We start from the raw sequence: 13926 nt of genomic DNA, 5'->3' as shown, positions 1-13926 counted from the left end.
GCGGCCCATGGCCGACCGACACGTCGATCACCTCCTCATCGGCGGCGGCATCGCCTCCGCGGCGTGCGCTCAAGCGCTGCGCGACGAGGGTGCCACCGGGACGATCCTGCTCGTCGGGCGCGAGCTCGATCCGCCCTACCACCGGCCGCCGATCACCAAGGGCTACCTGGGTGGCGACGAAGGCAAGGACGATGCCTTGATCGAGTTGCCCGACGACGTCGAGGTGCTGACACGCACCTCGGTCATGACGCTCGACACGGACAACAAGACCGCGACGCTGTCGACGAAGGAGACGGTCTCCTACGACACCGCGCTGATCGCGACCGGCGCGATGGTCCGGCGGCTGCAGGTCGACGGGGCACAGCTCGACGGCCTGCACTACCTGCGCGCGCTCGGCAACGCCGACACGCTGCGCAAGGACGCCGAGGACGCCCAGCAGGTCGTCTGCGTCGGCGGCTCCTACATCGGCTGCGAGTCGGCCGCCACGCTGACCAAGCTCGGCAAGCAGGTCACGGTCGTGCTGCTCGAGGAGGAGCCGATGGAACGCGCGTTCGGCCTGGCGGCGGGCGCGTGGGTGCGCTCGGTCTTGGAGGCACACGGCGTCACCGTCCGCGCGAGCACCGAGGTCGAGCGCTTCGAGGGCGAAGGCGACGGCGATCGCATCGCGCGGGTCGTCCTGGCCGGCGGCGACACGCTCCCCGCGCAGGTCGTCGTCATCGGCGTCGGTGCCCAGCCCGACGTCATGCTCGCCCGCAAGTCCGGCCTCACGATCGGCTCGCACGGTGGGGTGGAGGCGGACGCGCAGCTCCAGGCCAAGGGCGCGCCCGGTCTCTACGTCGCCGGCGACATCGCCGAGTACGACTCGGTCGTCCACGGTCGCGTGGTCCGGATCGAGCACGAGGAGGTCGCCGCCGCCCACGGTCGCACGGTCGCCCGCAACATGCTCGGCGCCGGCAAGCCCCACGACGAGGTCCCGTACTTCTTCAGCGACCTCGCCAACTGGGCTTCGATCGAGTACGTCGGGCCAGCGCCGTCCGGCTGGGACGACGAGACGATCGACGGCGACGTCGCGTCAGGCCAGTTCGCGATCACCTACCGCCTCAACGGCGACGTGGTCGCGTACCTGAGCGCCAACGGATACGGCGACCTCGACGCGGCACGCGCCCAGATCGCGGGGTAGCTTCGGCGCGGCGGGCTAGGCCGCGGAGTCGTCGCCTTCGATGAGCTCCAGGTTCTCCTGGTGCTCACCCGCGGACGCGGCGAGCGCGTAGCCGATGAGCCCGTGCAGAAGCACCGGGAACAGCACGAAGAAGACGACGACGAGGCCGAACGTGGCCTTGAAGGCGCTGAGGGCGATGACGAGCGACATGCGCTGCGAATCCTACCTCGCAGAGGGGCAGCCGCGCGGCGCGACGCTCCCCTTGCGCGGCGGGAGGCGGATGATCCGCTCGCCGATGTTGTTGTCCTCGTGCTCTTCTACGAGGTCGCCGAGCGGGTCCGCGCGGTGCACGAACGCAAAGCAGCCGCGCAGGCCGGTCACCGAGATCCAGTTCTCGTGGTAGGTCGACGGGTAGATGTCCGCCCATCCCGGCGACACGCCCAGCCGCAGCTCCTTGCGCCCGAACGTCTGTGAGCAGGCGGGGTAGATCCGCTTCTTCGGCGACCGCTTCCAGCCGCGCACGCGCTTGAGGTCGCGGAAGCAGTACGACAGCTTCGGCCCCGTCCGCTGGAGCTTGTTGCGCGTCCCGTCGGCGTTCAGCGTCCAGAGCTCAAAGCGCGCCGCGCGCCAGTACTTCCAGTAGTGGCCCTGGCGGGGGATCGCCTTCCAGTACACCCAGCCGGCCATCGGGAAGAAGACCGGGACGCCCGCGCGGTTGCGGATCACCTGCGTGGCCTCCGCGAACCGGTACCCCGACGTCTTCGGGTTGCCCGTGTGCTGCGCGCGCAGCTCCAGCGGCCCCTTGCCGACGTTGACGATCCGGTTGGTCGCCAGCAGCCGCACGACCTTGCCGACCTTGCGCACGCGCAGGTCCGTCGGCGGCGCCATCCGCAGGTCCGGGCAGACGAGCTGCAGGACCGCGTCGTTGCACGGGTTGGTGTCCGGCGGCTCGGCCTCGCTCTGGGCGTGAACGGTGGTGGGGAGGATCGCCGCGCCGACGACGGCGAGGGCGGCGAGCGTACGTCGGACCGGCACGGCTGGGGAGTCTGCCGCATTGCCAGGCGTCAAGGCCTGTTCGAACGCGCCGCCTTACCCGCCGGTACGGTCGCGCGGATGCCCACCGGTCGGCGTCTCTCATGGGTTGTCGAGGCGGTCGGCGCGACCGCCTTGATCGTGCTGCTCGCGCGGCCGCTGATCTTCGGCGGCTCCGATCGCGGGGTCGACTTCTACACGCACTACTGGTACGTCCTGCATCAGGGCGAGGCGCTGCGCGATGGTGGGCCGTCGCTGTGGCTGCACAACGACTCGGGGCTCTTCTCCGCGTTCTACGCCTTCTACGGCGGGACGTTGTACGTGTTGACGGGCGCGCTGGCGCTGATCGGCGGCTCGACGCGGCACGCCTACATCTTCAGCTTCCTCCTGGCCTCTGCCGCCTCCTACGGCGGCTGGTGGTGGTTGGCCCGCCAGGCCGGGCTGCGGGGGCTCGCGGCCCACGCGCCGGGCCTGGTGTTCGTCACGACCGCCTACGCGATGACCCTGCTGTACGTGCGCGGCGACTGGCCGGAGCACGTCGCGGTGGCGATGCTGCCGCTGCTGGCCGCGTCGGGCCTGAGCGTCCTGCGCGCCGACCGCCTGCGCGCGGGGCCCGCGCTCGCGCTGGGCGGGAGCGCCCTGGTCTTCACCGGCAGCCACAACCTGACGCTGCTGTGCGGCTCAGTGGTGCTGCTGCTAACCGGGGCGGCGTTGCTGCTCGCGGTTCCCGAGGCGCGGGCGATGGTCACCCGCGCGGGCGTCCTGCGCGTGCTGGCGATCGCGGTGCCCGCGGTGCTCGTCAACGCCTGGTTCTTGATCCCGGACCTCGTCTACGGGCCCGACACCAGCATCGCCCACCTGCGCTGGCAGTGGGAGAAGTTCCTGCACGACACCCGGCCCAACGTCGACCTGAAGCACTTGCTCACGCTCAGCCGCGGGACGGTCGAGCCGAAGGTGCCGCACGAGGCCTTCGCGCTGCCGGTCCTGGCGATGGGGTGGACGCTAGTCGTCGTCGCGCTCGCCCGGCCGCGCCTGCGCGACCCGTGGCTGCGCGCCCTGGGGGCTCTTGTGGTGGTCGGGGCGATCGTGCTGCTCGCGATGACCCAGGTAGGAGTCCTGCACGGGCCGTTCGTGATGATGCAGTTCTCCTACAGGTTGGAGAGCTACATCAACCTGATGGTCAGCGGCGGGGTCCTGGCCGGGCTGGTGCTGCTGAAGGGCGCTTCGGTGCCGGCACGGGCGCGAGCCGGCTTGGGTGCGGCGCTGGCGATCATCGCGGTCGTCTCGGTGGCGGGCGCGGTCTGGCAGTCCGACGTGCACCGCGACCCCGCGACCTACGAGGAGTGGAAGGGCTTCCCCGCCTACTACACCGGCGATGAGCTCTCCATCGGCATCTGGGACTACGCGCAGGCCAACGAGCCCTACCTCGAAGACCCGGCGAAGCTGCCGTACATGGCGTTCGACCCGGAGGCCGCTGGCCACGGACGCGTCACGGCGCGCGCGCCCGCGCCGCCGGGCTCGTCGGTCGTGACGAACGTCGCCGGGCTGTGGAAGCTGCTCGACCTGTCCGGCGGGCGCTTTGTGGGCATCAGCACCGGCGGGCGCGCGATCGTGCAGGTCGAGGCGCCGACGCTGACCGTCGCGGCCAAGCGACCGCCGGCGTTCGTCATCGGGCGCTGGCTGTCGTTCCTCGGGCTCGCGGGGCTGGCGGCCAACGCGGTGGCGTTCGCGGTCCGGGCGCGACGGCGTCGGCGCGGCCCAGGGGACGCCGAGAGCGTCGAGACAGCACCCGTAGGCGAGGCCACAGCCGTCTGAAACACTGCCGCGATGCACCTGCTCGCCCTCGGATTCGGCCTCGGCTTCGTCGTGGCCGCGGCGATCGGCCCGATCTCGCTGCTGTGCATCCGCACGGTGCTGCGGGGCGCGGTGGGCACGGGCATCGCGATCGGCGCGGGCGCGGCGGTGGTGGACGCGACGTACGCGCTTCTAGGTGCGCTCGGCGCGGGACAGCTCTTGGAGATCGACGCGCTGCGGCTCGCGCTGGGCCTCGTCGGCGCGGGCGTGCTGATCCTGCTCGGCGCCCGGACGCTGTGGTCGGCGTTCCGCGTGCGGCTGGGCGGCGAGTCGGTCGAGGAGGTCGGCACGCCGGGGCGCGCGTTCCTGACGTCGCTGGCGGCGACCGCGTCGAACCCGTCGACGATCCTGTCCTGGGCCGCGGTGTTCGCGGCGGCGTCCACGGCTTCGTCGGTCGACGGCACGTCCGACACGCTGCTGCTCTGCCTGGGCGTCGGCGCCGGCACGCTGACCTGGTTCACCACGCTCTCGCTGACGATGGCCGCGATCCGCTCGCGCGTCGGCGACCGGCTGCTGGCGTTCGTGGATGTCGGCTCGGGGATCGGCCTGCTGGTCTTCGGCGGGATCCTCGGGGTCCGCGCGGCGCGCGAAGCCTGACGCGCGGCGCCCGGAGGCCGCCTTCTCCGACCTCTGCGGTAGGATTAGGGTCGATGATCTTCACGACCAAGGCGGAGTACGGCGTGCGGCTCCTCGTCGAGCTGGGTCGCCAGCACGACGGCGCCGGCGCTCCGACTCCGGTGTCGCTCAAGGCGATCGCCGAAGCGGAGGCCCTGCCCCTCGCCTACCTCGAGCGGATCGTCGCCCTGTTGAAGAAGGCCGGCCTCGTCGAGGCCACGCGCGGCGCGCACGGCGGCTACCGCCTCACGCGTCAGCCCGCCGAGATCCACATGGACGAGGTCGTCCTCGCCCTGGAGGGCGGTGTCGCCCCGATGACGTGCTTCGTGGCCGAGGACGGTCAGTCCTCGCACGGCCGCGTGGTCTGCAACCACGAGGCCGACGCCGGCCACGGGTGCGCGACCAAGCTGCTCTGGACCCGGGTCCAGGGCGGCGTCGTCAAGGCGCTCGCCCAGACCACGCTCGCCGAGCTGGTCGCCTTCTCCAACCGCCCGACCCAGAACCAGACCGCCGACGCGGTGGCCAAGGCCGCCGCCGTCGCCTAGCCGCGAAAGAACCAAGGACTAGTTGAACTTCATGGCTCCCGAGCTCGAGATCCGCAACCTCCACGTCCAGGCCGGGGAGAAGCAGATCCTCAAGGGCCTGGACCTCACCGTCAACAAGGGTGAGATCCACGCGCTGATGGGCCCCAACGGGTCCGGCAAGTCGACCCTCGCCAACGCGATCATGGGCCACCCGGGCCTCGAGGTCACCGAGGGCCAGATCCTCTTCAAGGGCGAGGACATCACGGAGGCCGATCCGGACGAGCGCGCTCGCGCCGGCTTGTTCATGGCCTTCCAGTACCCGGTCGCGATCCCGGGCGTGACGATCACCAAGTACCTGCGCATGGTCTTGAACGCCCACCGCGAGGCTCGCGGCGAGGCCGAGATCTCCCTCAAGGACTTCCGCAAGACGGTTGAAGAGGCCATGGAGCTGACCAACGTCCCGCGCGAGTTCGTCGGCCGCTACCTCAACGACGGCTTCTCCGGTGGCGAGAAGAAGCGCCTGGAGACGCTTCAGCTCGCGCTCCAGCAGCCGGCGATGGCGATCCTCGACGAGACCGACTCCGGCCTCGACATCGATGCTTTGAACGTGGTGGCCAACGGGGTCAACACGATTGCCAAGGGCAGCGACATGGGGGTGTTGATCATCACCCACTACCAGCGCATCCTGCACCTCGTGCAGCCGGAGCGCGTGTCGATCATGTTCAACGGCCGGATCATCAAGGAGGGCGGGCCGGAGCTCGTCACCCAGCTCGAGGCCGAGGGCTACGCCAACATCAAGGAAGAGGCGGGCGTCGGCGCCTAAGCCCTTCGCCCTCGACCATGGCCGCCACCACCTCGCTCGACGTTCGCTCGCAGTTCCCCACGCTCGCGCGTGAGGGCGTCGCCTACCTCGACAGCGCCGCGACGTCGCAGACGCCGGACGTCGTCTTGGCGGCGATGGACGAGTACTACCGTCACCATCGCGCCTCGGTGCACCGCGGGACCTATCCGCTGGCCGTCGAGGCGACCGACCTGTTCGAGGGGGCGCGCACGCGCATCGCGCGCGCCCTGAACTGGGCGGCGCGGGACACGGTCTTCACGCGCAACGCCTCCGAGGCGCTGAACGTGGCCGCGCACGGGTGGGGCCGCAAGCACGTCGGCGCGGGCGACCGGATCCTGGTCACGCGCATGGAGCACCACTCGAACTTCGTGCCGTGGTGGATGCTGGCGCGCGAGGTCGGGGCGGAGCTGGTCGAGGTGCCGCTGGACGGCGACGGCCTGCTCGATCGAGAGGCTCTGACGCGGCTTTTGCCGGGCGCCAAGGTGCTCGCGTTCGCGCACGTCTCCAACGTGGTCGGCACGATCACGCCGGCAGCTGACATCGTCCGCGAGGCCCGCGAGCACGGCGTCGTCACGGTGGTCGACGGCTCGCAGGCCGTGCCGCAGATCCCGGTCGACCTCGGTGCGATCGACGCCGACTTCTACGCCTGGACCGGCCACAAGGCCTACGGGCCGACGGGCGTCGGCGTCCTGCACGGACGCCGTGACGTGCTGTTGGACACCGAGCCGTTGATCGGCGGCGGGCACATGATCTCGTCGGTGTCCTTCGACGACGTGAAGTGGGCCGCGCCGCCATCGCGCTTCGAGGCGGGGACGTCGGCGATCGCAGAAGTTATTGGCCTTGGTGCCGCGATCGACTGGCTCGTCGGTGATCTGGGCATGGAGAGCGTCCGCGCTCACGAGCTGGAGCTGACCGCGTACGCGCTGGAGCGCCTCGGCGCCGAGGAGGACGTGACGATCCACGGCCCGCGCGACGTCGAGCAGCGCGGCGCGCTGGTGTCCTTCGCGTTAAAGGGCGTGCACCCGCACGACGTCTCCGAGATCCTCGGCCGCCGCGGCGTCTGCGTTCGCGCCGGCCACCACTGCGCCCAGCCGCTCATGCAGCACCTGGGCGAGTCGGCGACGACGCGCGCGTCGTTCGCCGTCCACACCACCCGCGAGGAAGTCGACCAGCTCGTCGACGGCCTCGCCGAAGTACGCCGCATCTTCGCCTGACGCCGGGAGGCTTTCGCCATGGACGACCTGTACCGCGAGGAGATCCTCCAGCACTACAAGCGGCCCCACAACTGGGGTCCGATGGAGTCTCCGGACCTCGAAGCAGAAGACCACAACCCGCTCTGCGGCGACCAACTCAAGGTGATGTTGAAGGTCGGCGACGACGGCAAGGTGGAGGAGATCCGCTTCGACGGCCACGGCTGCGCGATCTCCCAAGCGAGCGCCTCCATGGCCTCCGACGAGATCGTCGGCATGCCCGTCGAAGAGCTCCTCAAGCTCGACCGCTCCTTCATCCTCGACCTCCTCGGCATCGACATCTCGGCCACCCGCATGAAGTGCGCCTTGCTGTCGCTGAAGGTCCTGAAGTCCGCCGGCCTCGGCCACGAGGTCGACTGGGAGCCGGAGACGCCAGCCGCCGAAGCGCCGGCGGACCCGAACCGGCTGTAGCGCGCCGCGCGCCGCGCGCGCCTTCCATCACAGGTCTAACAATCCCGATCGGGATAATTTCGCAGTTCTGCGCTCAAATCCTGCTAGAATTCCCGATCGGGACAATATCTGCCAATGACATAGGCAGACTTCTCTCGATATCCCGATCGGGACAATGTCACAGACCCACGCAATCCGCACAGCCGACGACCTCGGCACCGCCCTCCGCGCTGCCCGCAAGGCGCGCGGGCTTCGTCTCGAAGACGTCGCGCTGGCGGCGGGGGTCGGCATCCGCTTCCTCAGCGAGCTCGAGCGGGGGAAAGCGTCAGTCCGCTTGGAGGAGACGCTTCGCGTGATCACCGCGCTCGGCGTCCGGCTCGAGCTCGAGGACCCCGATGCCGGAGGCTGAGCGAACGCTCGAGGTCTGGTGCTTCGGTCGTCTCGCCGGGATGCTGGTGGACGGCAGCCTCACGCCGGGTTTCGCCTACGCCGAGTCCTGGGTCGACAGCGGCATGCCGCCGCTATCTCAGTCCCTTCCGCTTGACGGCGCGTTCTCGAGCGAGGCCGTCGGGGCGTTCTTCGGCGGCTTGCTCCCGGAGAGCGTTCCTCGGGATCTCCTCGCCCGCCGGCTCGGCGTCAGCGGCGCGAACGACTTCGCCCTGCTGTCGGCGGTCGCCGGCGACACGGCGGGGGCCATCAGCCTGCAGCCGCCCGGTGAGCCGCCCGGGGCCTCGACCGGCGAGATCGAATGGCTCGACGACGACGCGCTCACACGTCTCATCGACGAGCTGCCGACCCGTCCGATGCACGCCGACGAGGACGGTGGGTACCGCCTCTCGCTGGCCGGCGCCCAGGACAAGCTGCCGGTCATCGTCGACAGGGACGGGCGCGTCGGTCTCACCAAAGGGCAGACGCCGTCCACGCACATCCTCAAGACCCCTATCGCGCGCCTTGACGACACCGTGGTCAACGAGGGGTTCTGCCTCGGCTTCGGGCGAGCGCTAGGCCTCGACGTGGCGACCGCGACGCCTCGCCGGGTCAGAGGCCGTGAGTTCCTCCTGGTCACGCGCTACGACCGCCGCGACGACGAGACCGGCGTCCTGCGTCTGCACCAGGAGGACTTCTGCCAGGCCTTCGGGATCCCGACCCAACGCAAATACCAGGCCGAGGGCGGCCCGTCGCTGGCCGACTGCTTTGCGCTGCTGCGCTCAGCCGCCGCCGTTCCCGCCCGCGAGATCGTCAAGCTCCTCGACGCCATCGCGCTCAGCTTCCTGGTCGGCAATCACGACGCCCACGGCAAGAACTACTCCTTGCTCTACCTGCCTGAGGACGCCAGCGCGGTCCTCGCGCCCGCCTACGACGTCCTGAGCACGTTCGCCTACCACCGCAAGCACAACCTCTCGCGCAAGATGGCGATGAGCATCGGCGGCGAGTACCGCCCCGACTACCTCGCCCCGCGCCACCTGGACCGCCTGCTCGCCGACGCCGGTCTCGGCGCGGCTGCCGCTCGCCGCCGGCTACTCGGGCACGCCGAGGCCGCCCCGCGCGTTGGTCGAGAGGTGCGCGATGCCTTCAAGGCGGACGGCTGGGACGCCCCTGTTCTTGAACGCGTCATCGAGCTCATCGACCAGCGCGCCGAGATCCTCCGCGAGCTCGCCACCTCGCCTGCCGCCCGACGGAGGTAGAGCCAGCACCACCGCGCTCGCCCTGCGCCGCTGGAAGGATCGCGGGACGATGCCCGAGACCTTGCAGCTGACCGGCCACGAGACGCTGACCGTCACGGTCGACACGTATGAGCTGTTGGAGGTCGAGGCGTCCTGGGACGCCGGGGCGAAGGCGCCGCCGGCGCATTTGCACCCGAGCCAGGACGAGACGTTCACGATCCTCGAAGGTCAGTTGACGGTGGAGCTCGATGGCGACCAGCGAACGCTCGAGACCGGCGACACGCTGGAGATCCCGAAGGGCACCGCGCACCGGATGTGGAACTCCGGCGCGACGACCGCGAGAGCCACGTGGCAGACCGTGCCCGCCCAGCGCACGCTCGACTTCTGGCGGGCGATGGATGCGGCGCGGCGTGTGCGGCCGACCGGGAAGGGCGGGGTGCTGACGCCGGTCGCGGTGGCGCCGATCCTCCAGCGCCACCGAGCGGAGTTCCAGCTCGCGATCCCCGCGCCGCTGGAGCGCACCGCGCTCGCCGTGCTCGGCACGGCGGCGCGGATCAAGGGCTACAAGTAGCCCGCGCCGGCCCTAGCGCGGCGCCGCGCCGGCCTTGGCGCGGCGGGCGGCCTTCGTGCGCTCGTTGGAGTCCAGCAGCCACTTGCGGATGCGCACGGCCTTGGGCGTCACCTCGACGCACTCGTCCTCGCGCAGCCACTCCATCGCCTGGTCCAGCGACAGGATGCGCGCCGGCACCAGGCGCTCGAGCTCGTCGGCGGTCGCCGACCGCACGTTGGTCAGGTGCTTCTCGCGGACGATGTTCACGTCCAGGTCCTCGGCGCGCGCGTTCTCGCCAACGACCATGCCGTTGTAGACCTCGTCGCCGGGCGCGACGAACAGCGTGCCGCGCTCCTGGAGCTGGAAGCAGGAGTACGAGGTGACCGCGCCCTGGCGGTCGGCGACCAACGCGCCGTTCGGCCGCGTGCGCAGCTCGCCGTGCCACGGCTCCATGCCATCGGACACGCTGTGGGCAATCCCCGTCCCGCGCGTCTCGGTCAGGAACTCGGTCCGGAAGCCGATCAGGCCACGAGCCGGCACGCGGTAGTCCATGCGAACCCAGCCGGTGCCGTGGTTGGACATCTGCTCCATGCGCCCCTTGCGCAGCGCGAGCATCTGGGTGACGGCGCCCACGTAGTCCTCGGGCACGTCGATCGACATGCGCTCCATCGGCTCGTGCACGGTGCCGTCGATCTCGCGCGTGACCACGCGCGGCTGGCCGACGAGCAGCTCGAAGCCCTCGCGGCGCATCGTCTCCACCAGGACGGCCAGCTGCAGCTCGCCGCGGCCCTGGACCTCCCAGGCGTCCGGGCGCTCGGTCGGCACGACGCGGATCGACACGTTGCCGATCAGCTCCTGGTCCAGGCGCGCCTGGATCTGTCGCGCGGTCAGCTTGTTGCCATCACGGCCGGCGAACGGCGACGTGGAGGTCGCGATCGTCACGCCGATCGACGGGTCGTCGACGTGGATGACCGGCAGCGGGCGCGGGTCGTCGACGTCGGCGAGCGTCTCACCGATCGTGACCTCGGGGATGCCGGCGACGGCGCAGATCTCGCCCGGGCCCGCCTCCTCGACGGAGACGCGGTGCAGGCCGTCGGTGACGTACAGCTCGCCGATCTTCGCGCGCACGACGGTCTCGCCGTCGTGGCGGCACCAGCCGATGTCGCCCTTGCGGATCGTGCCCTGGCGCACGCGGCAGATCGCGAGACGGCCGAGGTAGGGATCGGCGTCGAGGTTGGTGACCAGCGCCTGCGCGGGATGCTCCGGGTCATAGGACGGCGGCGGCACCGTCTCCACCAACAGGTCCAGCAGCGGCTTCAAGGACTCGCCCGGGGTCGTCTGGTCCAGCGAGGCCGTGCCGGCCTTCGCGTTGGTGAAGACGATCGGGAACTCGAGCTGGTCCTCGTCGGCGTCGAGGTCGAGGAACAGCTCCTCGACCTCGTGGACGACCTCGTCGATGCGCGCGTCCGGCCGGTCGATCTTGTTGACGACCAGCACGACCGGCAACTTGCCTTCCAGCGCCTTGCGCAGCACGAAGCGCGTCTGCGGCAGCGGGCCCTCGGACGCGTCGACGAGCAGCAGCACGCCGTCGACCATCGTCAACCCGCGCTCGACCTCGCCGCCGAAGTCCGCGTGGCCGGGCGTGTCGATGATGTTCAGCTTGGTCTCGCCGTACTGGACCGCGGTGTTCTTGGCGAGGATCGTGATCCCGCGCTCGCGCTCCTGGTCCATGGAGTCCATCACCCGGTCGGTGAGCGCCGCGCCCTCTCGGAAAGCGCCGGACTGGCGCAGCATGGCGTCGACCAGCGTCGTCTTGCCGTGGTCGACGTGGGCGATGATCGCGACGTTGCGGAGGTCTTCGCGGGTAGCGGTGTTCTTGGTGGCGGAGGCGGGCATGCGGCAGGGGAGGGTAGGGGGTCGGGCCTAGAACAGACTGCTCGCGTACTGTCCGTCCCATGGCCGACACCGTTGACGTCTGTCCGCTGAGCGAGCTTCCGCCCGGTGCGATGAAGGTCTTCGAGCACGAGGACCTGGAGATCGCGGTCGTCAACTGCGCGGGCACGTTGTACGCCATCGAGGACCGTTGCTCGCACGACGACGGGCCGCTCGCGGAGGGCGAGTTGGACCAGGCCAAGTGCACGCTGGAGTGCCCGCGGCACGGCTCGCTGTTCGACCTCACCAGCGGCAAGCCGATCACGCTCCCGGCTTACGAGCCGATCGAAGTCTTCCCCGTCGCCGTGGGCGACGACGGGGTCATCCGCGTCGAGGTCGACTAGCGTCGGCTCACTTGCGCAGCTTGCGGCGCTCCGCCTTCGTCGCCAGGTTCCCGGCGGCGTCGCGCGCCGCGATCTCGACGATCACCGTCGACCGCGCCTTCAGCTTCTTCTTGGTCTTCAGGCGCACGGTCACGGACTTGCCCGCCTTGCCGGTGAAGGACTTAGACGCCAGCAGCTTGCGCTTGGTCGACCGCAGCCGCGCGGTGCCCTTGCAGGCCTCGGCGCACGCGAAGCGCACGGTCACGCTGCGGCCGGCGACGGTCACCAGGCCCTTGATCGAGACCTTCGGCGCGAGCGTGTCGGCGGGCGGCGCGGCCGGGACCGGGACCGGGACCGGCGCCGGAGCGGGCGGGGCGGGACGCACGTAAGACGCGGCCGCGTTGACCGCCGCCGCGGCGTTGATCAGGCCCGCGCCGAACTGCGGGTCGGCGCCCGGCGAGCCGAGGTCGCGCGCCGTGCCCTTGAGGATCGTCTCGACCTCGTCGGGCGACAGGTCCGGGCGGACCGCCTTCATCAGCGCGACGATGCCCGTGACCAGCGGCGAGGCCATCGACGTGCCGCTGATGACGTTGTAGCCGACGTCGTTGTTGGGAAAGCTGCCCTGCGAGTTGCGGGTGTCCCACGTCGACAGGATGTTCGTGCCCGGCGCGGCGATGTCGACCCAGTTGCCGTTCGACGACGACGGCGCGACCGTGTCGTTGTTCTGCGTGTTGGCCACCGCGATGACGCCGTTGTAGGAGGCCGGGTAGATCGGCGCGTTGGGGTTGGACTCCTGGAAGTTGCCGGCCGAGGCGACGATCGTGACGCCCTTGGCGCGCAGCTGGGCGATCGCGGCCTCCAGCGGCGGGTGGTTGCGCGTCGTGCCCAGCGACATGTTCACGACGCCGACGCTCTGGGTGGCCATGTAACCCAGCGCTTCGGTGAGGTCGCCGACGAACTGCGCGTCGACCGGGTTGCCGCCGCCGGGCGTGAACGACGTGCTGATCCGGACCGGGACGAACGTCGCGTCGAAGCCGGCGCCGGAGGTGCCGAGGCCGTTGTCGGTCGAGGCCGCCGCGATGCCCGCGACGTGCGTGCCGTGCAGGACGTTGGGGCTGTCGGAGTCGGCAGCCCGCACGTTGCCCGTGTGGTAGTTCGGCGTGCCGCTGGCCGTGTTGTAGGGATTGCGGACCTTCGCCTGCAGGTCGGGGTGCTGGGTGTCGAACTCCGAGTCGATGATCCCGATCTGGGCGCCCGCGCCGGTCGTGCGGTCCCACGCGGCTGGGAGGTTGGTCTTGGACAGGTGCCACGGCAGCTGCTCGCCGGTGGCCAGCGTGCCGCCGTTCCAGATCGGGTCCTTCGGCTGGTAGGCCAGGACGACGTCCTCGTCGGAGGTCATCGCGTCCGTGCCCTTGACGTCCGGGTCCTGAGCCAGCGCGGTCCGGGCGGCGCCGGCGTCCGTGGTGCCCGGAGCGGTGGCCAGCTCGTACCAGCCGATCCACGGGAAGCCGCGGGAGACGGTCAGGTCGTGGCGGCGCGCGACGGCCTCGGCGACCTCTTCGGAGGAGGTCTTGACGAGGACCGTTGGCGACGACAGCTCGGGTGCGGCGTCCGGAGCCGCGCCAGGGGCCACGGTGGCGGCGGACGCTGGTGCGACGGCCACGAGCGACGCGGTCAACAGCAGGGCGACGGCAGAAGGGCGCATGGCGAGGCACCGTAAGCCGGTGCGGAGACTTCAGCGGGTGAACGTCCTGCCCCGGTACGCATTTCCGCGTACCCCACGACCTAGGTG

The 13926-nt window shown here is 70.6% G+C and carries 15 protein-coding genes; 11 read left to right on the top strand and 4 right to left on the bottom strand.

Annotated elements, in window-relative coordinates; translation table 11 throughout:
- Positions 1-7 precede the first annotated feature (7 nt).
- Positions 8-1180 (top strand): NAD(P)/FAD-dependent oxidoreductase, encoded by a 1173-nt coding sequence (locus tag ACT01A_RS09615; RefSeq protein WP_445152026.1) that lies wholly within the window; start codon positions 8-10, stop codon positions 1178-1180.
- A gap of 15 nt (positions 1181-1195) precedes the next feature.
- Here the strand turns inward: ACT01A_RS09615 and ACT01A_RS09610 are convergent, their stop codons facing one another.
- Both ACT01A_RS09610 and ACT01A_RS09605 read right to left on the bottom strand, forming a co-directional pair.
- Entirely contained in the window at positions 1196-1369 is a 174-nt protein-coding gene (locus tag ACT01A_RS09610; protein WP_445152025.1) for a hypothetical protein, read from the bottom strand.
- A gap of 12 nt (positions 1370-1381) precedes the next feature.
- Positions 1382-2194, bottom strand: coding sequence for a hypothetical protein (locus ACT01A_RS09605; protein ID WP_445152024.1), 813 nt, complete (start codon positions 2192-2194; stop codon positions 1382-1384).
- Positions 2195-2272: 78 nt separating this feature from the next.
- On the opposite strand from ACT01A_RS09605, the gene ACT01A_RS09600 reads away from it, so the two are divergent.
- From ACT01A_RS09600 to ACT01A_RS09560, 9 genes are all read left to right on the top strand, one after another.
- The gene (locus tag ACT01A_RS09600) at positions 2273-4006 is read left to right on the top strand and encodes a hypothetical protein (protein ID WP_445152023.1); all 1734 of its coding nucleotides are present in this window, start codon (positions 2273-2275) and stop codon (positions 4004-4006) included.
- Positions 4007-4018: 12 nt separating this feature from the next.
- Complete coding sequence (locus ACT01A_RS09595; protein ID WP_445152022.1) at positions 4019-4642, top strand: LysE family translocator; 624 nt, start codon at positions 4019-4021, stop codon at positions 4640-4642.
- A gap of 53 nt (positions 4643-4695) precedes the next feature.
- Positions 4696-5205, top strand: coding sequence for an RrF2 family transcriptional regulator (locus ACT01A_RS09590; protein WP_445152021.1), 510 nt, complete (start codon positions 4696-4698; stop codon positions 5203-5205).
- Positions 5206-5236: 31 nt separating this feature from the next.
- Positions 5237-6007, top strand: coding sequence for a Fe-S cluster assembly ATPase SufC (gene sufC, locus ACT01A_RS09585; RefSeq protein WP_445152020.1), 771 nt, complete (start codon positions 5237-5239; stop codon positions 6005-6007).
- A gap of 17 nt (positions 6008-6024) precedes the next feature.
- On the top strand, positions 6025-7239 hold the full coding sequence (locus ACT01A_RS09580; protein ID WP_445152019.1) for an aminotransferase class V-fold PLP-dependent enzyme: 1215 nt from the start codon (positions 6025-6027) through the stop codon (positions 7237-7239).
- Positions 7240-7257: 18 nt separating this feature from the next.
- On the top strand, positions 7258-7686 hold the full coding sequence (locus ACT01A_RS09575) for an iron-sulfur cluster assembly scaffold protein (protein ID WP_445152018.1): 429 nt from the start codon (positions 7258-7260) through the stop codon (positions 7684-7686).
- A gap of 154 nt (positions 7687-7840) precedes the next feature.
- Entirely contained in the window at positions 7841-8074 is a 234-nt protein-coding gene (locus ACT01A_RS09570; protein WP_445152017.1) for a helix-turn-helix domain-containing protein, read from the top strand.
- Positions 8061-9350: a type II toxin-antitoxin system HipA family toxin gene (locus ACT01A_RS09565; protein WP_445152016.1), complete on the top strand. Its 1290-nt coding sequence runs from the start codon at positions 8061-8063 to the stop codon at positions 9348-9350. Before ACT01A_RS09570 ends, ACT01A_RS09565 begins: the two co-directional genes overlap by 14 nt.
- Before the next feature lie 49 nt (positions 9351-9399).
- Positions 9400-9900, top strand: a complete 501-nt coding sequence (locus tag ACT01A_RS09560) for a cupin domain-containing protein (RefSeq protein WP_445152015.1) — start codon at positions 9400-9402, stop codon at positions 9898-9900.
- 12 nt (positions 9901-9912) lie between these two features.
- Here the strand turns inward: ACT01A_RS09560 and typA are convergent, their stop codons facing one another.
- The gene (gene typA, locus ACT01A_RS09555; protein WP_445152014.1) at positions 9913-11775 is read right to left on the bottom strand and encodes a translational GTPase TypA; all 1863 of its coding nucleotides are present in this window, start codon (positions 11773-11775) and stop codon (positions 9913-9915) included.
- 59 nt (positions 11776-11834) lie between these two features.
- On the opposite strand from typA, the gene ACT01A_RS09550 reads away from it, so the two are divergent.
- Entirely contained in the window at positions 11835-12155 is a 321-nt protein-coding gene (locus ACT01A_RS09550) for a Rieske (2Fe-2S) protein (protein ID WP_445152013.1), read from the top strand.
- Between the two features lie 7 nt (positions 12156-12162).
- Here the strand turns inward: ACT01A_RS09550 and ACT01A_RS09545 are convergent, their stop codons facing one another.
- A complete protein-coding gene (locus ACT01A_RS09545; RefSeq protein WP_445152012.1) occupies positions 12163-13839 on the bottom strand; it encodes a S8 family peptidase in 1677 nt (558 codons plus the stop codon).
- Between the last annotated feature and the right edge of the window lie 87 nt (positions 13840-13926).

The sequence above is a fragment of the Baekduia sp. Peel2402 genome, assembly GCF_052567285.1.
Note: the sequence above shows the minus strand (reverse complement) of the source record. Positions and strands in the feature narration are given on the sequence as shown.